16 protein-coding genes and 1 pseudogene are annotated in these 21,521 nt (G+C 71.8%); 14 read left to right on the forward strand and 3 right to left on the reverse strand.

Annotation, left to right across the window (positions count from 1 at the left end; translation table 11 throughout):
- Window positions 1–406: 406 nt before the first annotated feature.
- The 7 genes from AB0F29_RS12430 (at window position 407) to AB0F29_RS12460 (ending at window position 11,944) form a co-directional block, all read left to right on the forward strand.
- Complete coding sequence (locus AB0F29_RS12430; RefSeq protein WP_361871139.1) at window positions 407–3,229, forward strand: EAL domain-containing protein; 2,823 nt, start codon at window positions 407–409, stop codon at window positions 3,227–3,229.
- 217 nt (window positions 3,230–3,446) lie between these two features.
- Complete coding sequence (locus AB0F29_RS12435; protein WP_361870666.1) at window positions 3,447–5,318, forward strand: acetolactate synthase large subunit; 1,872 nt, start codon at window positions 3,447–3,449, stop codon at window positions 5,316–5,318.
- Window positions 5,319–5,340: 22 nt separating this feature from the next.
- Window positions 5,341–5,868, forward strand: coding sequence for an acetolactate synthase small subunit (ilvN, locus tag AB0F29_RS12440; RefSeq protein ID WP_003966072.1), 528 nt, complete (start codon window positions 5,341–5,343; stop codon window positions 5,866–5,868).
- 110 nt (window positions 5,869–5,978) lie between these two features.
- Window positions 5,979–6,980: a ketol-acid reductoisomerase gene (gene ilvC, locus AB0F29_RS12445; RefSeq protein ID WP_018960076.1), complete on the forward strand. Its 1,002-nt coding sequence runs from the start codon at window positions 5,979–5,981 to the stop codon at window positions 6,978–6,980.
- Between the two features lie 293 nt (window positions 6,981–7,273).
- A complete protein-coding gene (serA, locus tag AB0F29_RS12450) occupies window positions 7,274–8,866 on the forward strand; it encodes a phosphoglycerate dehydrogenase (protein ID WP_361870670.1) in 1,593 nt (530 codons plus the stop codon).
- 248 nt (window positions 8,867–9,114) lie between these two features.
- Window positions 9,115–11,679 carry a Tox-REase-5 domain-containing protein gene (locus tag AB0F29_RS12455; RefSeq protein WP_361870672.1) on the forward strand — a complete coding sequence of 855 codons (2,565 nt, stop codon included), beginning with the start codon at window positions 9,115–9,117 and terminating at the stop codon, window positions 11,677–11,679.
- A 52-nt stretch (window positions 11,680–11,731) separates the two neighbouring features.
- Complete coding sequence (locus AB0F29_RS12460) at window positions 11,732–11,944, forward strand: hypothetical protein (protein WP_361870675.1); 213 nt, start codon at window positions 11,732–11,734, stop codon at window positions 11,942–11,944.
- Between the two features lie 435 nt (window positions 11,945–12,379).
- Here the strand turns inward: AB0F29_RS12460 and AB0F29_RS12465 are convergent, their stop codons facing one another.
- Entirely contained in the window at window positions 12,380–13,594 is a 1,215-nt protein-coding gene (locus AB0F29_RS12465; RefSeq protein WP_361870678.1) for a S8 family peptidase, read from the reverse strand.
- Window positions 13,595–13,954: 360 nt separating this feature from the next.
- Window positions 13,955–14,136 (reverse strand): annotated as a pseudogene (locus AB0F29_RS12470) (transposase); the annotation flags it as partial.
- 325 nt (window positions 14,137–14,461) lie between these two features.
- On the opposite strand from AB0F29_RS12470, the gene AB0F29_RS12475 reads away from it, so the two are divergent.
- The 6 genes from AB0F29_RS12475 (at window position 14,462) to AB0F29_RS12500 (ending at window position 19,153) form a co-directional block, all read left to right on the forward strand.
- A complete protein-coding gene (locus AB0F29_RS12475) occupies window positions 14,462–15,160 on the forward strand; it encodes a hypothetical protein (protein WP_361870681.1) in 699 nt (232 codons plus the stop codon).
- A complete protein-coding gene (locus tag AB0F29_RS12480; protein WP_361870683.1) occupies window positions 15,157–15,687 on the forward strand; it encodes a hypothetical protein in 531 nt (176 codons plus the stop codon). The genes AB0F29_RS12475 and AB0F29_RS12480 overlap by 4 nt, the downstream gene beginning before the upstream one ends.
- 82 nt (window positions 15,688–15,769) lie before the next feature.
- Complete coding sequence (locus tag AB0F29_RS12485; RefSeq protein WP_361870686.1) at window positions 15,770–16,552, forward strand: isoprenyl transferase; 783 nt, start codon at window positions 15,770–15,772, stop codon at window positions 16,550–16,552.
- A 167-nt stretch (window positions 16,553–16,719) separates the two neighbouring features.
- Window positions 16,720–17,529: an alpha/beta hydrolase gene (locus AB0F29_RS12490; protein WP_361870688.1), complete on the forward strand. Its 810-nt coding sequence runs from the start codon at window positions 16,720–16,722 to the stop codon at window positions 17,527–17,529.
- On the forward strand, window positions 17,529–18,797 hold the full coding sequence (locus AB0F29_RS12495) for a SpoIIE family protein phosphatase (RefSeq protein WP_361870690.1): 1,269 nt from the start codon (window positions 17,529–17,531) through the stop codon (window positions 18,795–18,797). Before AB0F29_RS12490 ends, AB0F29_RS12495 begins: the two co-directional genes overlap by 1 nt.
- On the forward strand, window positions 18,794–19,153 hold the full coding sequence (locus tag AB0F29_RS12500; protein ID WP_361870691.1) for an STAS domain-containing protein: 360 nt from the start codon (window positions 18,794–18,796) through the stop codon (window positions 19,151–19,153). Before AB0F29_RS12495 ends, AB0F29_RS12500 begins: the two co-directional genes overlap by 4 nt.
- A 40-nt stretch (window positions 19,154–19,193) precedes the next feature.
- On the opposite strand, the gene AB0F29_RS12505 is transcribed toward AB0F29_RS12500, so the two are convergent.
- Window positions 19,194–20,342: a helix-turn-helix domain-containing protein gene (locus tag AB0F29_RS12505; RefSeq protein WP_361870693.1), complete on the reverse strand. Its 1,149-nt coding sequence runs from the start codon at window positions 20,340–20,342 to the stop codon at window positions 19,194–19,196.
- 191 nt (window positions 20,343–20,533) lie between these two features.
- Between AB0F29_RS12505 and AB0F29_RS12510 the strand changes: the two genes are divergently transcribed.
- Window positions 20,534–21,460: a proline dehydrogenase family protein gene (locus AB0F29_RS12510; protein ID WP_361870696.1), complete on the forward strand. Its 927-nt coding sequence runs from the start codon at window positions 20,534–20,536 to the stop codon at window positions 21,458–21,460.
- The last annotated feature ends 61 nt before the right edge of the window (window positions 21,461–21,521 follow it).

Raw genomic sequence — 21,521 nt, forward strand, 5'->3', positions numbered from 1 at the left:
AGAATCTATGGCCCTGAGTGACGGATCTGGTGTATCGTCCGATCCGGGGGGCTGCGCCGTGGAAGGGACGGCGCGGGGGGGAGCACCGGAACGCGAGGGGGCGACGGGCGATGTGCTGGCCATGGAGAGACGATCCGACGCGGACGAGCGGACGGTCGCGGCCGCCCGCGCCGATGGAGCACAACACGCGCCGGTGGCCGGATTCCCGCCCCGGACCGGCAACGCCGAAGCCGCCGCGGCCGGGCCGGAGCGAGCGGCGCCGGAGAGCCCCCGCGAAGGGCCGGGCGCCTCGGTGCCGAGTACCTCAGTGCCTGGCTCCTCGGTGCCTGGCACTTCGGTGCCGTACGCCGAGGAGCCGGGCGCCGGGGAGCGCCTGCCCGGTGGGCCCGGGGCGGGGAGCCCTCCGGTGAGCGCGCTGGGGGCCCTGCTCGCCCCGCGGTCCGCCACCGGCACCACGGGACTGCGGTCCCGGATCCTGCTCGGCGTCGTCTGCGCCGGATATTCGGTGGGCGCCGCCCTCGGCTGGGGCTCACCGCGGGTCGCCGTCATCATGGGGGACTTCGGTCTCGCCGCGGCGGCCCTGGTCGCCGCCGTCTCCTGCTTCCTCTACGCACGGGCGGTCAGGGGCCGGCTGCGCCCCGCCTGGCTGTTGTTCTCGCTCTCCTCCGCCATGGCGGCCTGCGGAAACGCCGTCTGGGGCTGGTACGAGGTGATCCTCGGCGTCCCCGTGCCCACACCCTCCCTCGCCGACGTCTTCTTCCTCTGCTTCGCGCCGCCCGCCATCGTCGGACTGCTCGTGCTCGCCAAACGGCCCGTCACCCGCGCGGGCTGGGTGTGCCTGGCCCTGGACGCCTGGCTGATCGGCGGCTCCCTGCTGACGCTCGCCTGGAGCCTCGCCCTCGCACACACCACGCACCTGGCCGGAGTCCAGGACACCAGCGTCGCGCCCGCGGCACTCTCGTTGGCCTACCCGCTGCTCGACATCGTGCTCGTCTCGATGGTGCTCGCCCTGCACTTCCGCCGGGCAGGCGTGAACCGCACCGCGGTGAACACCGCCATCGCCGCCCTCGCGCTCACCGTGCTGAGCGACGCGGTGTTCACCTCGCCGCTGCTGCGCTCCACCTACCACTCGGGCCAACTCCTCGACGCCGGCTGGTTCGCCGGGTCGCTGCTCCTCGCCTACGCCCCCTGGGGCGCCCGGAGCGGGGCCGGGCCGTCCGCCCGCCCCGGGCCGCCGCGCGCCATCGCCAGCCGCCCGATCGCCGGCTCGCTGGCCGCCCTGACCCCGTATCTCGCCGCCGCCGTCTGCACCCTGGGCATCCTGTACAACGTGGTCGACGGCCGCCGGGTGGACCACGTCGTCATCTTCACCGGCTGCACCGTCGTCCTGGCCCTGGTCGTCCGGCAGGGCATCATGCTCCTCGACAACATCTCCCTCACCCAGGAGCTGGCCCAGAAGGAGAACCACTTCCGCTCCCTGGTGCAGGGCTCCAGCGACGTCATCATGATCGCCGCGCCCAACGGCACCCTGCGCTACGTCAGCCCCGCCGCCGCCGGGGTCTACGGGCGCGAGGCGGAGGGCCTCGTCGGGTCCGAGCTGTCCTCGATCATCCACCCCGACGATCTCGGCCGGTTCGTCCACGAGGTGCGCCGCTTCCTGGCCGCACCGCCGCACGAGGAGCCCACCACCCGCATCGAGTGCCGCTTCCGCTCGGGCACGGGCGACTGGCTCCACGTCGAGTCCACCGTCAACCGCCACCAGGGCGGCCTCCTCCTCAACAGCCGGGACGTCACCGAACGGGTCAGGCTCCAGGCCCAGTTGCAGCACAACGCCGAGCACGACCCGCTCACCGACCTGCCCAACCGGGCCCTGTTCACCGCCCGGGTCCGACAGGCCCTCGGCGGCCGCCGCTCGGGCGACCCCGGCACCGCCGTCCTCTTCATCGACCTCGACGGCTTCAAGGCGGTCAACGACACCATCGGCCACCAGGCGGGCGACGAACTCCTCGTCCAGGCCGGCCGCCGCCTCCAGGACTCCGTCCGGGCCGGCGACACCGCGGCGAGGCTCGGCGGCGACGAGTTCGCCGCGCTCATCATGGGCGACGGCACCCGCGACCAGGGCGCCCGGGAGTACCAGGTCCACGAGATCGCCGACCGGCTGCGCCTCACCCTCTCCCAGCCCTACCGCATCGGCCCCAGCGAGGTCCGGGTGGCCGCCTCCATCGGCGTGGCCTTCGCCGAGCCCGCCATCAGCCCCACCGACCTCATGCGCAACGCGGACCTCGCGATGTACCGCGCCAAGGCCGGCGGCAAGGACCGGGTCGAGCTGTACGCCCCGCAGATGCAGGCCGACGTCGTACGCCGCTCCGAGCTGGCCACCCGGCTGCGCACCGCCCTGCGCGAGGGCGAGTTCGCCCTGCTCCACCAGCCCGTCGTCCATCTCGCCAGCGGGTCCGTCGCGGCCGTCGCCGCCCAGGCCCGCTGGCGGTCCGCCCAGGGCATCCTGTTCACCCCCGCCGAGTTCCTCCGGGTCTCCGGCGACGACGACCGCACCGCCGAGCTCGGCCGCTGGCTCCTGGAGGAGGCGGTGGCCCAGGCCGCCGACCGGGCCAGGGCCGGGCACCCCGTCGCCGTCTCCGTCCGGCTCTCCGCCGCCCGGCTGCTGGAGGCGGCCTCGCCCCCCGGCTCCATCGAGGCGTTGCTGACCCGCCAAGGCCTGCCCTCGGGCGCCCTGATGATCGAGGTCGCCGACAGCGACCCGCGCGTCTCCTTCGACGTCCTGGAGCAGCGCCTCGTGGCCCTGCGCCGCCTCGGTGTACGGATCGCGCTCGACGGCTTCGGCAGCGGCTTCGCGGCGATCAACGCGCTGCGCCGGCTCCCCATCGACGTACTGAAGCTCGACCGGAACCTGGTCGAGGGGGTGGTCGAATCGGCCCGGCTGCACAAGATCACCAGCGGTCTCCTGCGGATCGCCTGCGACCTCGGCCTCCAGTCCGTCGCCGACGGGGTCGACGTCCCCGAGCAAGTGCTCGCCCTGCGCGCCATGGGGTGCACCCACGGCCAGGGGATGGCCTTCTCCGGCCCGCTCGACGAGTACCGGCTGCGACGCGCCCTGGTCCGGGGGGAGTTCCCCGTACCGAGCATCCCGAGCCCCCGGCCGGTGATGGCGGGCGGATCGATTCCCCTGCTCACCGGATCACATGCTGAGACGCCCGTCCCACCCACTTGACACGTCATGCGTGCCGGAGAGAGGGTCAATGCCATGCGCACCCGAATTCTCGTACTTGGAAAGCGCGTCGGCTGAAGCAGAGTCACTCCACGACACTCTGCGACCGCACCCGGCGCGCTCCCCTCGCTTGCCTCACGGCACGAGGGGTTTTTTGTTGCACTGACACCGCTCAAACCGCTGCAAAACACCCGCGAAAAACCTCAGCTTCGAGAAGAGAATGCCGATGACCGAGCAGGCCACCGGGGCCCACCACCCGCAGCCGCGCGCCCGAAACGGCGGACAGCCGTCCGTCACCGTTGAGCACGTCACGGGCGCGCAGTCCCTCATCCGTTCTCTCGAGGAAGTCGGCGCCGACACGGTATTCGGCATTCCCGGCGGCGCGATCCTCCCCGCCTACGACCCGATGATGGACTCCACCCGGGTCCGTCACGTCCTGGTCCGCCACGAGCAGGGCGCCGGCCACGCCGCCACCGGGTACGCGCAGGCCACCGGCAAGGTCGGCGTCTGCATGGCCACCTCGGGCCCCGGCGCCACCAACCTGGTCACCCCGATCGCCGACGCGCACATGGACTCCGTGCCGCTCGTCGCGATCACCGGCCAGGTCGCCGCCAAGGCCATCGGCACCGACGCCTTCCAGGAAGCCGACATCTGCGGCATCACGATGCCGATCACCAAGCACAACTTCCTGGTCACCAAGGCCGAGGACATCCCGCACACCATCGCCGAGGCCTTCCACATCGCCTCCACCGGCCGCCCCGGACCGGTCCTCGTCGACATCGCCAAGGACGCCCTCCAGGCGAAGACCACCTTCAGCTGGCCGCCCACCCAGGACCTGCCCGGCTACCGCCCGGTGACCAAGCCGCACGCCAAGCAGATCCGCGAGGCCGCGAAGCTGATCACCCAGGCCAGGCGCCCCGTGCTGTACGTCGGCGGCGGCGTCATGAAGGCCGGCGCCACCGCCGAGCTGAAGGTCCTCGCGGAGCTGACCGGAGCGCCCGTCACCACCACCCTGATGGCGCTCGGATCCTTCCCCGACAGCCACCCGCTGCACGTGGGAATGCCGGGCATGCACGGCGCGGTCACCGCCGTCACCGCGCTGCAGAAGGCCGACCTGATCGTCGCCCTCGGAGCCCGCTTCGACGACCGCGTCACCGGCAAGCTGGACAGCTTCGCCCCGTACGCCAAGATCGTCCACGCCGACATCGACCCGGCCGAGATCGGCAAGAACCGCACCGCGGACGTCCCCATCGTCGGCGACGCCCGCGAGGTCCTGGCCGACCTGGTCCAGGCCGTCCAGGCCGAGCACACCGAGGGTCGCACCGGCGAGGCCGCCCGAACGGGATACGCGGCATGGTGGAAGGACCTCAACCGCTGGCGCGAGACCTACCCGCTCGGCTACGACCTGCCCGAGGACGGCAGCCTCTCCCCGCAGCAGGTCATCCAGCGCATCGGCAAGCTCGCCCCCGAGGGCACGATCTTCGCGGCGGGCGTCGGCCAGCACCAGATGTGGGCCTCCCACTTCATCGACTACGAGCAGCCCGCCACCTGGCTCAACAGCGGCGGCGCCGGAACGATGGGCTACGCGGTCCCGGCCGCCATGGGCGCGAAGGCCGGCATGCCCGACCGCACGGTCTGGGCGATCGACGGCGACGGCTGCTTCCAGATGACCAACCAGGAACTGACCACCTGCGCGCTCAACAACATCCCGATCAAGGTCGCCGTCATCAACAACGGCGCGCTCGGGATGGTCCGCCAGTGGCAGACCCTCTTCTACAACCAGCGCTACTCCAACACCGTGCTGCACTCCGGCGCGGACACGGACGGCGTCCCGGCCAAGGGCACCCGCGTCCCGGACTTCGTCAAGCTGTCCGAGGCGATGGGCTGCTACGCCATCCGCTGCGAGGACCCGGCCGACCTGGACAAGGTCATCGAAGAGGCCAACTCCATCAACGACCGCCCCGTCGTGATCGACTTCATCGTCCACGAGGACGCCATGGTCTGGCCGATGGTCGCGGCGGGCACCTCCAACGACGAGGTCCAGGCCGCCCGCGGCGTCCGCCCCGACTTCGGCGACAACGAAGACGACTGAGAGACAGAGAGAGAACGACTCCATGTCCGAAAAGCACACGCTCTCCGTCCTGGTCGAGAACAAGCCCGGTGTCCTCGCCCGGATCACCGCGCTGTTCTCCCGACGCGGCTTCAACATCGACTCGCTCGCGGTCGGTACCACCGAGCACCCCGACATCTCCCGCATCACCATCGTCGTGAATGTCGAGGGCCTGCCCCTGGAGCAGGTCACCAAGCAGCTCAACAAGCTGGTCAACGTCCTGAAGATCGTCGAACTCGAGCCCGCCGCCGCGATCCAGCGGGAGCTCGTCCTGGTGAAGGTCCGCGCCGACAGCGAGACCCGCTCCCAGATCGTCGAGATCGTCCAGCTGTTCCGCGCCAAGACCGTCGACGTCTCCCCGGAGGCCGTCACGATCGAGGCGACCGGAGGGGCCGACAAGCTGGAGGCGATGCTCAAGATGCTGGAGCAGTACGGCATCAAGGAGCTCGTCCAGTCCGGCACCATCGCCATAGGGCGCGGCGCGCGCTCGATCACCGACCGGTCCCTGCGCGCCCTCGACCGCTCCGCCTAGGCGGAACGGGGGGCGGCCCCCGCGCCGCTCGCATGGCGAGACCCGATCACGTACACGACGCCCCCGCCGTACGGTGGGACGCAACACCTGCACACCAAGGAGAAGACCCAGTGGCCGAGCTGTTCTACGACGACGATGCCGACCTGTCCATCATCCAGGGCCGCAAGGTCGCGGTTCTCGGATACGGCAGCCAGGGCCACGCCCACGCGCTGTCGCTCCGCGACTCCGGCGTCGACGTCCGCGTCGGTCTGCACGAGGGCTCGAAGTCCAAGGCCAAGGCCGAGGAGCAGGGCCTGCGCGTGGTGACCCCGGCCGAGGCCGCCGCCGAGGCCGACGTCATCATGATCCTCGTCCCGGACCCGATCCAGGCCCAGGTCTACGAGGAGTCCGTCAAGGACAACCTCAAGGACGGCGACGCGCTGTTCTTCGGCCACGGCCTGAACATCCGCTTCGGCTTCATCAAGCCGCCGGCCGGCGTCGACGTCTGCATGGTCGCCCCGAAGGGACCCGGCCACCTGGTCCGCCGTCAGTACGAGGAGGGCCGCGGCGTTCCCTGCATCGTGGCCGTCGAGCAGGACGCCTCGGGCAAGGGCCTGGAGCTCGCCCTCTCGTACGCCAAGGGCATCGGCGGCACCCGCGCCGGCGTCATCAAGACGACCTTCACCGAGGAGACCGAGACCGACCTGTTCGGTGAGCAGGCCGTCCTCTGTGGTGGCACCGCCGCCCTGGTCAAGGCCGGTTTCGAGACGCTGACCGAGGCCGGATACCAGCCCGAGATCGCGTACTTCGAGTGCCTGCACGAGCTGAAGCTCATCGTCGACCTCATGTACGAGGGCGGCCTCGACAAGATGCGCTGGTCCATCTCGGAGACCGCCGAGTGGGGCGACTACGTCACCGGCCCGCGCATCATCACGGCCGACACCAAGGCCGAGATGAAGAAGGTCCTCACCGAGATCCAGGACGGCACCTTCGCCAACGCGTGGATGGCGGAGTACCACAACGGTCTGCCCAAGTACAACGAGTACAAGAAGGCCGACAGCGACCACCTGCTGGAGACCACGGGCCGTGAGCTGCGCAAGCTCATGAGCTGGGTGAACGACGAAGAGGCCTAGGCCTCGGGGGAGCGGGGCGGGTCCGTGGAGGACCCGCCCCGCTCCGCGGTGAACCGGAGAAGCCGCTCCGTACGGGGGTACCGGAGGGGCAGTTCCGTACGGGTGTCCACCACGTCCACCCTCGTGCGGGTGATCCTTCCACCGGGGCGCGGTACGAGGCGCGTCGCATGACTACACTTCTCCACAGATACACGCGTCAGGGCCCACAGTGTCGTGCGTCTTCCACGCGGCTAGCCCCTCCACCGCCTGCGGCCGTCGGGACGGCCGTCCGCACTGGACTTGTGAGGACTCACGTGAGCTCGAAACCTGTCGTACTCATCGCTGAAGAGCTGTCGCCCGCAACGGTCGACGCCCTGGGTCCGGATTTCGAGATCCGGCACTGCAACGGCGCGGACCGCGCCGAGCTTCTCCCCGCGATCGTCGACGTCGACGCCATCCTGGTGCGCTCCGCCACCAAGGTCGACGCCGAGGCCATCGCCGCCGCCAAGAAGCTCCGGGTCGTGGCCCGCGCCGGCGTCGGTCTCGACAACGTCGACGTCTCCTCGGCCACCAAGGCCGGCGTGATGGTCGTCAACGCCCCCACCTCCAACATCGTCACCGCGGCCGAGCTGGCCTGCGGTCTGCTGGTGGCCACCGCGCGCAACATCCCGCAGGCCAACAGCGCGCTCAAGAACGGTGAGTGGAAGCGCTCCAAGTACACCGGGGTCGAGCTCAGCGAGAAGGTCCTCGGCGTCGTCGGCCTCGGCCGCATCGGCGTCCTGGTGGCCCAGCGCATGTCGGCCTTCGGCATGAAGATCGTCGCCTACGACCCCTACGTCCAGCCGGCCCGCGCCGCGCAGATGGGCGTCAAGCTCCTCAGCCTGGACGAGCTGCTGGAGGTCGCGGACTTCATCACGGTGCACCTGCCCAAGACCCCCGAGACCCTCGGTCTCATCGGTGACGAGGCGCTGCACAAGGTGAAGCCCTCGGTCCGCATCGTCAACGCCGCGCGCGGCGGGATCGTCGACGAGGAGGCCCTGGCCTCCGCGCTGAAGGAGGGCCGCGTCGCGGGCGCCGGCCTCGACGTGTACGCGAAGGAGCCCTGCACGGACTCCCCGCTGTTCCAGTTCGACCAGGTCGTATGTACCCCGCACCTCGGCGCCTCCACCGACGAGGCGCAGGAGAAGGCGGGCATCGCGGTCGCCAAGTCCGTCCGCCTCGCCCTGGCGGGCGAGCTGGTCCCGGACGCGGTCAACGTCCAGGGCGGCGTCATCGCCGAGGACGTACGCCCCGGCCTGCCGCTCGCCGAGAAGCTCGGCCGGATCTTCACCGCGCTCGCGGGCGAGGTCGCGGCCCGGCTCGACGTCGAGGTGTACGGCGAGATCACCCAGCACGACGTCAAGGTGCTGGAGCTCTCCGCGCTCAAGGGCGTCTTCGAGGACGTCGTCGACGAGACCGTCTCCTACGTCAACGCCCCGCTGTTCGCGCAGGAGCGCGGTGTCGAGGTCCGCCTCACCACCAGCTCCGAGTCGCCCGACCACCGCAACGTGGTCACCGTGCGCGGCACGCTCTCCGACGGCCAGGAGGTCGCGGTCTCCGGCACGCTGGCCGGCCCGAAGAACCTCCAGAAGATCGTCGCCATCGGTGAGCACGACGTCGATCTGGCGCTCGCCGACCACATGGTCGTCCTGCGCTACCAGGACCGTCCCGGTGTGGTCGGAGCGGTCGGCAAGATCCTCGGCGAGGCCGGGCTGAACATCGCCGGCATGCAGGTGTCGCGGGCCGCCGAGGGCGGCGAGGCCCTGGTCGTCCTGACCGTCGACGAGACCGTCCCGCAGCCGGTGCTGACCGAGATCTCCGAGGAGATCGGCGCGTCCTCGGCCCGCTCGGTGAACCTCACCGACTGACGCGGACACGTTGGTGAGCCTCACCGGCTGACACGGGCGCACTGCCGCACGACCCCGCTCCGTACCCGGTAGCAGGCCCGCTCGTTCCGTACGAGCGGCCCCGCTGCCGGGTACGTTGCTTTCCGCGGTCCGGTCAACCCCTCCGGGTGGGCCCGGGGTTGGGTCCTGGGGCCCACGACGTGGCGGGTCCCCGCCCCTAGGGTGACCTGTTGTCATGTCACTCATGGGCGCCGGGGGTCGGATCACGTATGTCTGCTGTCGGTGGCATACCCGTAGCGGGAGGCCCGGCTCCGGCCGCCGCCCCGCGGCGTGAACTCCCGCGCCCGCTCGTCCTGGTCCGCGTGCTGCTCCTCGTGCTGTTCGGGGCGACGGTGCTGGGGGCGGTCGGCCTGTCCGGCTCGGCCCTCGCCGCGGACGCGATGGGCGCCGAGGTGCTCGGCATCCTGCTGTACGCCTCCGTGCCCGGGGTGCTCGCGGCGCTGCTGGCCCGGCACGTCAGGACCGGCGGCGCGCGTGTGCGGTGGGGCATCGTCGCCGTACAGGCGTGGCTGATCCTCGGGGGTCTCGCCAACCTCGGGGACGGGTCGCCGGACGGGCTGACCCAGCTGGTCCTGCCGGTGCTGATCACCGTCCTGATCAGCCGCGCGGGGAGCCGGGCGTGGTTCCGGCTGCCGCCCGGCGAACGGGGGCAGCCGCCGAAGTTCTCGCTCCCGCACATGATCACTTGGAAGCGGGACCGGGGGCAGACCGCCCTGGAGTACCTGGGCCTGGTCCTGATCGTCGTCGCGCTGATCGGGGCCCTGACCGTGGGCGGCCTCGGCGGCCGGATCACCGAGGGCCTCCAGTCCGCGATCTGCTCGCTGACCGGCAGCTCCTGCCCGGTCTCCCCGGGCAGCGGCTCCGTCGAGGCGGGCGACCGCCCTGGCGGCGGTACGGACGGCGGTGCGGACGGCGGTGCGGACGGGGGAGCCGACGGAGGTACGGACGCAGGGGCCGACGGCGGTACGTCGGGGAGCGCGGCCGGAGGCGCCGACGGCGGTACGGACGGGGGAGCCGACGGCGGTGCGACGACCACGGGCGGCGTCACCGGAGGGTCCACGGAGGGGGCCACCGGTGGTGACGCCACCGGCGGTACGGGAGGCACCGGCTCCACCGGAGGTCCGGGCGGCACCGGAGGTACCGAGGGCTCGGGCGGTACCGAGGGCTCCGGCGGTACGGCCGGGACCGGCGGCGGCGAGAGTTCGGGCTCCACCACGACGGGCGGCGGCACCGGCGGGCCCGACGACGCCGGTCGCCCCGGCACCGGCGAGGACACCTTCCCCGACGACAACGAGGAGCCCGAGGCGGCCCACGACGTACAGGCGTCCGACGACGGTGAGGGCGAGGGAGGCGGCGAGCAGGCCGAGGAGCAGGAGGACTGCGGCGGCTGGGGCTTCTTCGGCTGCGCCTGGGACCGTACGACGCAGGTCGTCAAGGGCCTCGTGGTCGACGGGCTCTGGGGCGACATCACCGGGATCATCGACCTGTTCAAGCCGGAGACCTGGTCGGGCCTCGCGGACTACGGCAGGCAACTCGGCGACCAGTGGACGAAGGACTCCTCGGGCGCGGGCGACAAGTGGGCGGACGGCGACTACCTGGGCGCGCTCCTGGACTGGGGCAAGGCGTCCGTCGGCACGGTGGTCACGGTCGGCGACGACGTGTTCGTCGGGGACGAGGTCCGCGAGCGCTGGAACAACGGCGAGAAGACCCGGGCCGTCACCGACGTGATCTGGAACGTCGGCTCGATCTTCATCCCCGGCTACAACGTCGGGAAGGTCGTCGGCAAGGTCGGCAAGCTCGGTGTGCTGGGCAAGGTCGCCGGAGCCGTGGCGAGGGCCGCGGACGATGCGGGGGCGGCGGCCCGCAGGGCCCGCAAGGCGGCGGAGGCCGGCGACCTCGACGGTGTGCGGAAGGCGGCGAAGGAGGCCGACGACGCGGCGGACACCGCCGAGGACGCGGCCCGCCGCACCGGCTGCGCCATCGCCTCGGGCCCGCCGCGCGTGCGGTACGGCGAGGGCGGGGCCACCGGTGTCCCGGGCGCGGGCACCGGAGTGCTGGCGGGCGGCTCCCCGGACCGGATCGTCCTCGGAGACGGCGGGTGCGACGAGGCGGCCAAGGCGGCCGCCGCCCGGGCGCGAGCAGCCGAGCGGGCCGCCCACCTGGAGCAGAAGAGGCTGGAGGAACCCGAGCGGGCGCGCAGGGCCGAGGTGGACAAGAAGAAGTACCCGGAGGCGCAGCGCAACGACACCTCCGACCCGCGCAACTACAACCCGCCGTCCTGGGCCGACGACCTCAAGGACCGTACGCTCGGGGACGCCGACGAGGGCGACGGCTACTGGGCGAGCCGGGACCGCAACCCCGAGCCCAACTGGAAGAACGAGTCCTGGCTGCGCTACCAGGAACAGGTGACCGGTACCAACCGGGGCCAGGAGTACGTCGTGCCGCATCCCAGGGAGGGCAAGCCGGCGGTGGAGTACGACGGCTGGGACTCCTCCCGGCAGACCTTCCTGGAGGCCAAGAACGGTTACGGCAGCTATCTGTCCAAGTCCGACAGCGGCGCCCTCACCCCCTCGGGCAAGGACAAGTTCGTCACCGAGGCCCGCTCCCAGGTGGAGGCGTCCGGCGGCCGGAGCGTGGAGTGGCACTTCTCCGACCCGGAGGTCGCCAAGGCCGCCCGCAAGGCGTTCCGGGACGAAGGGCTGCCGGTCAAGGTGGTCCACAGCCCGACGAAGCCCAACGACAGCACCAGGAAGCCGGGGGCGTTCGACGAGTAGGCCGCGCCGGGCGGAAGCACCCGGGCGGAAGGCCGCGAGCCCGGAGAGAGCCTTGCCGATCCTGGTCTGGTCCGCCGGGGCGTGTCCGCTCGCGGTCCGCTACGAGGTGGCCGGGCGTGTCGCTGCCGTCAACGCGTGGCCGGTGAACCGGTTTCCGTCGGTCTCCGGCCGAGGCCCGCTGAAGGCGTGGAAGCCGAAGCGGTCGGTCAGGCAACTCCCGACCGGCGACCAGGCCAGAGTGGCCGGCACGGGCACCAACCCGTGACGTAACGCTGTCGGTCACGTGGCCGGACTCTACGAGGACGGTCCGTGAGCCGATGTCCGTTCCGAGCTGATGAGCCGAAGCGCGTGCTCACTCGAGGGCGTCTGTCGGCGACTGCGGGGGGATTGGGCCGGAGCCAGCCGGCACAGGCCGGCACTTCTGACGCTGGGCAGTTCAGGAAGAGCGTGAACACCGACGACCTGTCCACGGAGTGGATGAGACCGGTACGCACAAGCTCTTCCCGGGCCCGCCGGAGGATGTCAACGGAGGCGGCAAGGCTCTCGACCGTGTGGCCACGCCGGGCAGCGGTGCGGATGCGGATCGCGAACGCACCCCGCGCGCCGGCCGGCGGGCGGACGGCTCGGGCCAGGCACGGACCCGGCGAGGTCGCCGTGTCCGTGCCTGGCCGTCGATCACCGCGTCAAGTTGCTTCTGCGGTTACGGAACGAGCCTCAGCAGCTTGTTCGGGGAGCCCGTTCCGACGCCGGTGAGGACGTTGGAGGTCGCGCCGTTCACGAGGGCCGTGCCCACGGCCGCCGGAGAGGAGCCCGGGTGGTTCGTCAGGTAGACAGCGGCCGCGCCGGCGACGTGCGGGGCGGCGAAGGACGTCCCGTTGCCGGTGTAGGTGGCGGTGTCCGAGGTCGCCCAGCCGGCAGTGATGTCGGACCCCGGTGCGAAAAGGTCCACGAGGGGGCCGTGGTTGGAGTAGGTGGCCCGGGCGTCGGTCCTGGTCGTGGCGCCGACGGTGAGCGCGGTCTCCACCCGGGCGGGCGAGAAGCCGGAGGCAGGCGCGTTCGAATTGCCCGCCGCGATCGAGTACGTCACTCCGGACGCGATCGACCGGCGCACCGCGTTGTCCAGGGTGGTGCTGGGGCCGCCGCCGAGCGAGACGTTGGCGACGGAGGAGGCGACATGGTTGGCGGTGATCCAGTCGACACCCGCGATGACTCCGGCGGTGGTGCCGGAACCGCTGTTGTTGAGGACCCGCACGGCGACGATCTTGGCCTTCTTGGCCACGCCGTAGACGGTTCCGGCGGCGGTCGTGGCGACGTGGGTGCCATGGCCGTTGCCGTCCTGGGCGACGTTGTCGTTGTCGACGAAGTCGTAGCCGTTGTAGGCCCGGCCGACGATGTCCTGGTGCGTGATGCGCACGCCGGTGTCCAGGACGTAGACGGTGGTGTTGACACCGGCGGAGTCCGGGTAGGTGAACGTGCCGTTCAGCGGCAGGTTCGGCTGGTCGATCCGGTCGAGGCCCCAGGGCGCGTTGGTCTGGGTGGCGGTCGAGTGGACCTTCTGGTTCTGCTCGACCGAGGCGACCGCCGGGTCGGCGGCGAGCCGCTTGGCCCCGGTGCTGCTGAGCTCGGCGGCGTAACCGTTCAACGCCGACGTGTAGGTGCGTTCGATCCGGCCGCCGTAGCTCGCTATGAGCTTCTTGCCCTGCGCCGCGGACGCTCGGAGACCGGCCGTCTCCTTCAGGGTGATGATGTAGCTGCCGGGAATCGCCCCGGCAGCACCGGCGTGCAGGACTCTGCCCTCGGGTGCGGGAGCCGCCTGCGCAGGTAAGGCCGCACCTGCGCCGACGGCGAGTGCCAGTGTGGTGGCCGCGGCCACCACACCGGCGATGCGTCGCTTGGTCGTGCGTACTGCTGTCATGAAGAGGTCTCCTCGAACAGCGACGCGTCGGAAGGTTCACGCGTCGGGGGATGCGGCGTACAGGGTTCTGTGCGCCGCATCCGACGATGCCGCCGCGTGTTCCGGACGAGCAAGCGCGAACAAGGTGATGTCATACAAGCGCCACAGAAGTGACGCTCAGTCAACTTCTGCTACACGCAACGCAACAAGGCCGTCGCATGGTGTCCACAGCGGCCCCATCCGATTGCCGGGCGGCGGATCCGGGCGGAGCGCGGCCACAGTCGCCGGGCCAGCGGCGCCCTGGTCGCGGAAGCGAAGGGCGCCGAGGAAGGCGTGGTCGGGTTCGAGGATCCTCGCGTGCGGCGTGACTTCCTCCGGAGGCGTCGCACTCTTCGGCGGCAGATCGTGCGGGAGGCAGGCCCACTGGCAGCCCATCCGGCCCTGGTGGAGGATCGCGTCGACGATCTCCCGCATCGCGTAGGCGTCCTGGTGGCCGCTGGCCGGTCGGTTTCGGTCCACGCGGTGATCACCGGCTCGATCGGAGCCCCCTGCGCGTCGGACAAGTCGCCGGGGTAGGGCTTGCGTTCGGTCGCATCATCACACCAGCAGACAAGCGACTGCGGACTGGTGGATTCGGCCCCGCACCCACACCATCAGGCGGCGACGGAGACGCTCGAAGACCGCGAACCGCCCTCTGGGGGCTGCCCCCTGTACGCACAGCCAGTGCTTTCGTCGCGCTTTCTGGGGCCTGCCGTCGAACTGCCGCCTGCCGGGCGACGACGGCACTTCGACGACAGGCCCTAGTAGCCTGCACGCGTGGTGAGATCCCGGCCGCCGTCCGGTCGGGGGACCGCGCGCTGTGGGCCGGCCGACGGAGGAGAGACGAGCATGCGACGTGTAGTGCGGGGCTTCTGGGGTCCCCGGCCGGAGCCGGTCGAGGCGCTTGCCGACCGGTGGCTGCGGACCCTCGACGGGTTCGCCGAGCTGGTCCCGCAGGCGGTCGACGCTTGGAGTCAGGTCCACGGGAACGGCCCCGCCACCGCGTTCACCCCCGGCGGGGACGCCCTGCTCGGCGCGGTCCGCACGGCCCAGAGCGCGGCCGAGTGGTCGGACCTCACCGGCACCGGACTGCGGCTCGTCGGCACCGGGGCGCGCGGCTGGGAGGCCGAGGTCAGCGGAGTGGCCGGCGGGGCGTCGGAGTTCCTGCTCCAGTCGCTCGCGATCATCCTCCACGTCCCGGACGAGGCCGTGGTCCCCGAGGAGGCGCTCCTGTCGCTCGTCGCCCGGGTATGGGAACCGGACTTCGGCGACGTGAACGACGACGACGTGCTGGACGCACTGGAGGACGACGCCGGCTACTCCGTCGGCGACCCGGTCGTCGGCCGGGCCGGCTATCTCTCCCCGGCCCGCGCCGCCCTCGTCCCCGAAGGACTGGGGATGGTCCGTGAACCCCTGCCCGGCGGCGGGGAGTTGCTGAGCATCGCGGCCCCGGGCGACAGTGCGGGCGTGGTGCGGGTGTACCAGCGGCTGCGTGAGGCGGGGGCGTTGGCTCCGCTGCCCCGCCCGATGGACCGGGCGGTCCTGTGACCTCCCGCGCGGGCGAGGAGTTCGACGCGGAGCGCGCGGCGGCCGAGGTGACCGAGCTCCTCGCCGCCCCCGTACCGGCGACCGGCCCCACCGCCGCCGAGGGCGACCCGGCCACCGGCGAGTGGACGGTCACCGGCGGGGAGGGCTTCCGGATCGTGCCGCTCTGGGAGGGCCACTCCCTCACCGGTGTGTACGCCCCCGAGTGGAACGAAGCGGTGGAGGCCGCCGAGGACCATCTGGCAGTGCTGGCAGGGGCGTTGGGTGACCGCTGGGGCCCGCACCGGCCCGTGCGGCTGCATGTGGCGCTGCTGCGGTGGCAGGCCGGGGCGCCCGTGGAGCCGCTGTTCGAGGCGCTGTTCGCCGAGGACCTGTACGGAGACCTGGTGGTCTGGGGGCCTCTCGCCCCCGGCGGCCGGTGGGCCGCCCTGACCGTGGGGCACAGCGACGGCGACGCGCCGCTGGTGCTGGCCGCCCTGGTCAGCGACCGCCCGATCACCGAACCGGATGACGGGGAGAGCCCGTTGTGAGGACCGGCCGGAACGGGCCGGAGGCGTCCGGGACCGTCGGCGGGGTCCTCCGGCACGGGCGGTCCTGTGATGGAGTGGGTCCATGAAGCTGCTTCCCCTGTTCCTCCGACGGCCGATCGAAGCGGTGTACGAGCGCCGGCTCGCCGCCACCCTGGTCGGCCTGCCGCGCCCCCAGCACGTCGGGATCATGGTCGACGGCAACCGGCGCTGGGCCCGGAAGGCCGGGCACACGGACGTCCGGGAGGGCTACCGGGCGGGCGGCGCCAAGGTCACCACGTTCCTGGGCTGGTGCACGGCCGCCGGGATCGAGCACGTGACCCTCTTCATGCTCTCCGACGACAACCTGGGCCGCCCCGCCGAAGAGCTCGGCCCGCTGATCGAGGTCATCGAGGAGACCGTCCGGGACATCACCGCCGAGGGCCGCGACTGGGAGGTCCGGGCGATCGGCTCGCTCGACATGCTGCCCGGCGCCAGCGCCCGGGTCTTCAAGGAGGCCACCGCAGCCACGGCCGGGCGCGGCGGCCTCAAGGTGGACGTGGCGGTCGGATACGGCGGCCGGCGCGAGATCGTCGACGCCGTGAAGAGCGCCTTCGAGGAGCACATCGCGGCCGGCGGCGACGCGGCCGAACTGGCCGCCCGGTTCGGGATCGACGACATCTCCCGGCACCTCTACTCACCCGTCGCCGACCACACCGACTTCATCATCCGCACCTCCGGGGAGCAGCGGCTGTCCGGCTTCCTCCTCTGGCAGTCCGCCTACGCCGAGATGCACTGGGTGGACTGCTACTGGCCGGCCTTCCGGCACGTGGACTTCCTGCGCGCGCTGCGCTCGTACGCGAACCGGGAACGCCGCTTCGGCAAGTGAAGGACCGGCCTTCCGGACACTCCTCCGGCCGGGCCCGCCGGTCCCTCCTCCGGCCGGGCCCGCCCGGCACCCCCTTGGGGCGGGCCGCTCCGACGGGCAGGGGGAGGCGTCGCACAGCGGGGGCGGTAGCGGACCGGGCGGCTCGGCGGCCTGCGAGGATGTACGGCATGGACGTGCTGAGCAGGAACCACGTAAGGGTGAGCGGCCGGGCCGACGGGCCGGTGGTGATGCTGGCGCACGGGTTCGGGTGCGACCAGAACATGTGGCGTCTCGTGGTGCCCGAGCTGGAGCGCCACTTCACCGTGGTCCTCTTCGACCACGTCGGCTCGGGGAACTCGGATCTGTCGGCGTGGAGCCCGGAGCGGTACTCGACCCTGGACGGGTACGTCGCCGACCTCCTGGAGCTGTGCCGGGAGCTGGCGCTGGGCCCGGTGGTGTTCGTCGGGCACTCGGTGAGCGCGATGATGGGCGTGCTGGCCGCCGCGAAGGAGCCCGAGGCGTTCGCCGGTCTCGTGCTGCTGGCCCCCTCACCCTGCTTCATCGACGACCCCGCCACCGGTTACCGGGGCGGGTTCAGCGCCGAGGACATCGACGAGCTCCTGGAGTCGCTGGACGCCAACTACCTGGGCTGGTCGGGTGCGATGGCCCCGGTCATCATGGGGAACCCGGAACGCCCCCAGTTGGGCGAGGAGCTCACGAGCAGTTTCTGCCGTACCGATCCGGAGATCGCCAGGGCTTTCGCCCGCGTGACGTTCCTGTCCGACAACCGCGCAGACCTCGGCAAGGTGACTGTGCCCACCCTGGTCGCCCAGTGTTCCAGCGACGCGATCGCCCCGCCCGAGGTCGGCGCCTTCGTGCACGCACGGATACGGGGCAGTCGGCTGGTCACGTTGGAGGCCACCGGGCACTGCCCCCAGCTCGCCGCCCCCGAGGAGACCGCTGCGGCGATCGCCGCCTTCGCGGGAGACACCCTTTGATGAGCAGGACCGACGACGAGGAACACGGTGGAACGAGGGACGAGGGGCCGGTGGACGACCGGGCACAGTTCTCCGCGCTGCTGGAGGACAGCGCCGAGGACCTGTACGAGCACGCGCCCTGCGGCTACCTCTCCACCCTGCTCGACGGCCGGATCGCGAAGGCCAACACCACCCTCCTGGACTGGCTCGGCTACCGTCGCGAGGACCTGGTCGGCCGCAAGCACTTCTCCGACCTGCTCACCGTCGGCGGCCGGCTCTACCACGAGACGCACTTCGCCCCCATGCTGCGGATGCAGGGGGAGATCAGCGGCATCGCCCTGGAGATGAAGGCCGCCGACGGCACCCGACTGCCGGTCCTGGTCACCTCCACGGTCAAGACGGGAAGCGACGGACAGCCGCTGCTGGTCCGCACCACGGTCTTCGACGCCCGCGACCGCCGCGCATACGAGACCGAACTGCTGCGCGCCCGTCAGGCCGCCGACCGGGAACGTGACCGCCTCCAGGCTCTGACCACGACCCTGCAGAGGAGCCTGCTGCCGCCGGTCCTGGCGAACGTGCCCGACCTGGACGTCTCCGCGTACTACCACGTCGCCTCCGTCGACGAGGTCGGCGGCGACTTCTACGACCTCTTCCCCCTGGCAGCCGGTACCTGGGGCCTGTTCCTGGGCGATGTCTGCGGCAAGGGAGCCGCCGCGGCGGCGGTCACCTCGCTGGCGCGCTACACCCTGCGCGCCGCGGCCGTCTACGACCCCGACCCCGTCGCCGTCCTCGGCAACCTCAACACGGTCCTCAACCACGAGTACCACGGCTCCGACCCACGGTTCTGCACCGTCGTCTTCGGCCTGCTCACCCCGGACCTCCTCCACGGCGGCTTCCAGATCACTCTGGCCAGCGGCGGCCACCCCCCGGCCCTGCTGATGCGCGCCGACGGCACCGCCGACTTCCTGCCCACTCCCGGCGGACAGCTCATCGGCGTCCTGCCGAACGCCCACATCGCCACCACCACCATCCACCTCGCCCCCGGCGACACCCTGCTCCTGCACACCGACGGACTGACCGAAGCCCACACCAACGCCGCCACCGGCGGCGGAGCACGCTACGGCGACGACGCCTTCCTCGACTTCGGCCGAGCCCTTGCCCCCACCACCGCCCCGGACACCATCACCGCGGTCCGCGCCCTGCTCGACACCTTCGGCACCGGCGTCGACGACGACACCGCCGTCCTGGCCATCCATGTGCCCCGGCCCCCCAGTGAAGAGCATCAGTGACCAAGCACCTGACCCTGAGCACCCGCACCACCCCGGCCGGGCCGGTCATCGAACTCACCGGAGACCTCGACCACCACACCACACCCGATGTCCGCGCCGCGCTGCCGGCTCTCAGCCTGAGCCCCGGCCAGCAGCTCGTGTTCGACCTCGGCGCCCTCACCTTCTGCGACTCCACCGGCCTCACCGTGTTCATCGCCGCCCGCAACCACGCCCTCGCCGCCGAGGCGGGCATCGTCCTGGTCGCGGTCCCCGACCGTGTCAGCCGGATCTTCCGCATCGTCGGCCTGGACCAGGTCTTCCCCACCTTCCCGACCGCCCAGGACGCCGAAGCCGCCTGGCGACCCCCGGCAGGCTGACCCGCCGTCGCACGGCCCGGCCGATCCTGGCCCCGGCCCCCTACAGCCGGGCCCGCTTCACCGCCATGTGCAGCAGCAGCCGGTCCTCGCCGTCGTTCAGGTCGAGGCCGGTGATCTGCTGGATCCGGGAGAGCCGGTAGTACAGCGTCTGGCGGTGGATGCCCAGCGCGGCGGCCGTCCGGCCCGCCTGGCCCGCGCAGTCCAGGAACACCTCGGCGGTGTGCGCCAGCTCCCGGTGCGGCGAGGTCAGCAGCGGGGCGACCGCCGGGTCCCCGGGGTCCTCGCCGGTGCCCGGGAGGGCGGTCAGTAGACGGTACGGGCCGATCGCCGACCACCGGGCGACCGGGCCGAGGCGGGTCTCGGCCCGTGCCGCGCGGGCCGCCGCCGTGGCCTCGCGCCAGGAGACCGGCAGCTCGTCCAGGCCCCGGCGCGGCGTGGCGATCCCCCCGGTGGCGGCCGGGCCGGCATCGGTGCGCAACCGGTCCGCGGCGCTCATGGCGGGATCGAGGCGGTCCGGCGCGCGCAGCCGGACGAGCGCGGCCAGCGCCGGCGGCCCGGCTCCCCCCGGCGCGGCGACCGTCGCCAGGGCGGCCGCCGAGCCCACCCCCCGTACCGACGGCGTGTCGTCCCCCCACGGGGTCACACAGACCACCGTGTGCAGCCCCTCCGCGTCCGGCCCCAGGGCCTCGCCCAGCGCGGCGAGGGCGGTGTCGCGCTGCCGGCCGGGGCCCGCCGTGAGCACCGCGCCGAACTCCCGCGACAGGTCGGCGCCCGCCCGCGCCTCGTCGGAGAGCAGCGCCCCGATCCGGGCGGCGACCTCCATCGCGGCGGCCAGCTGCCCGTCGGCCGGGCCGGGGTCGGCGTCGAGCAGCCAGACGTAACCGAGGACGACACCTCGATGGCGTACGGGAAGGCAGATGCGGTCCCGGAACACCCCGGCCTCGGGGGCGGCGGGGATCCGCACGGGACCGGTCGCCCGGGTGATGCCGTACCCCTCGAACCAGGCGCGCACGGCGGGTGTGGAGCGCCGGGTCAGGATCGACCGGGTGCGGACCGGGTCCATCGCGGAGTCGTCGTCGCTGTCGTGGGCTCCGAAGGCGACCAGGCCGAAATCCCGGTTCTCCAGGGTGGCCGGGGCGTCGAGGAGGGCCGAGATCTCGTCGACCAGTTCCTGGTAATCGCCTGTCACTCCGCCATTCTGCACCCCTTCGCGCCCTTCTTCAGACAGATGTCTGAGATGGCGGCCACGGATGCGTGACAGGTGTCGATGGCACAGGATCGGAGCGGTCCCTAGATTTCACGGTGGTTATCCGTGCCGTACCGGTCCGTTCACGTTCGTGCCGTTACGGCCCTTCGTCCGTATATTCGTGGAGGTGCCCCGTGCTGGGTCCCGTGATTCTCGCCGCATCACGCAGCGACAAGATGCGCCGGTTCGTCTCGGCCGCGCCCGGCACCAAGCAGGTCGTCGACCGCTTCATCGCCGGGGAGACCGTCGACCAGGTCGTGCCGATCGTGGAGGACGCCGCGGACAAGGGGCTGGAGGTCACGCTCGACGTCGTCGGCGAGGACATCACCACCCCCGCGCAGGCCGAGGCCGCCCGCGACGCGTACCTGGAGCTCGTCGAGCGTCTGAAGGAGCTCGGCCTGGGCACCCGCGCCGAGATGTCCGTGAAGCTGTCCATGTTCGGGCAAGCGCTGGAGGGCGGCCACGAGCTGGCCCTCGCCAACGTGCGCCCGGTCGTCGAGGCGGCGGCCGCCATCGGCACCACGGTCACCCTCGACGCCGAGGACCACACCACCCTCGACTCGATGTTCGCCATCCACGAGGAGCTGCGGAAGGACCACCCGGAGACCGGCTGCGTCATCCAGTCCTACCTGTTCCGCACCGAGGACGACGCCCGCAGGCTCTCCGCCGCGGGCAGCCGTGTACGCATCGTGAAGGGCGCCTACAAGGAGCCCGCCTCCGTCGCGTACCAGGACAAGGCCGAGATCGACAAGGCGTACGTCCGCATCACCCGGATCCTGATGGAGGGCGCGGGCTACCCGATGATCGGGTCCCACGATCCCCGTCTCATCGCCATCGCCCAGGAGCTGGGCCGCCAGGCCGGGCGCAAACTGGATGAGTACGAGTTCCAGATGCTGTACGGCATCCGCAGCGACGAGCACGTCCGGCTCGCGGCCGAGGGCCACCGGATGCGCGTCTACACGGCGTACGGCACCGACTGGTACGGATACTTCATGCGCCGCCTCGCGGAGAAGCCGGCCAACCTGCTGTTCTTCGGCCGCTCGATCCTCACCAAGGGCTGAGCGCCCGGCCCTCACCCGGGGCTGAACCGGCCACGGCCGACCCACCCATCCCCGCCGACAC

Source organism: Streptomyces sp. NPDC026589 (genome assembly GCF_040638385.1).
Taxonomy (GTDB): Bacteria; Actinomycetota; Actinomycetes; order Streptomycetales; family Streptomycetaceae; genus Streptomyces.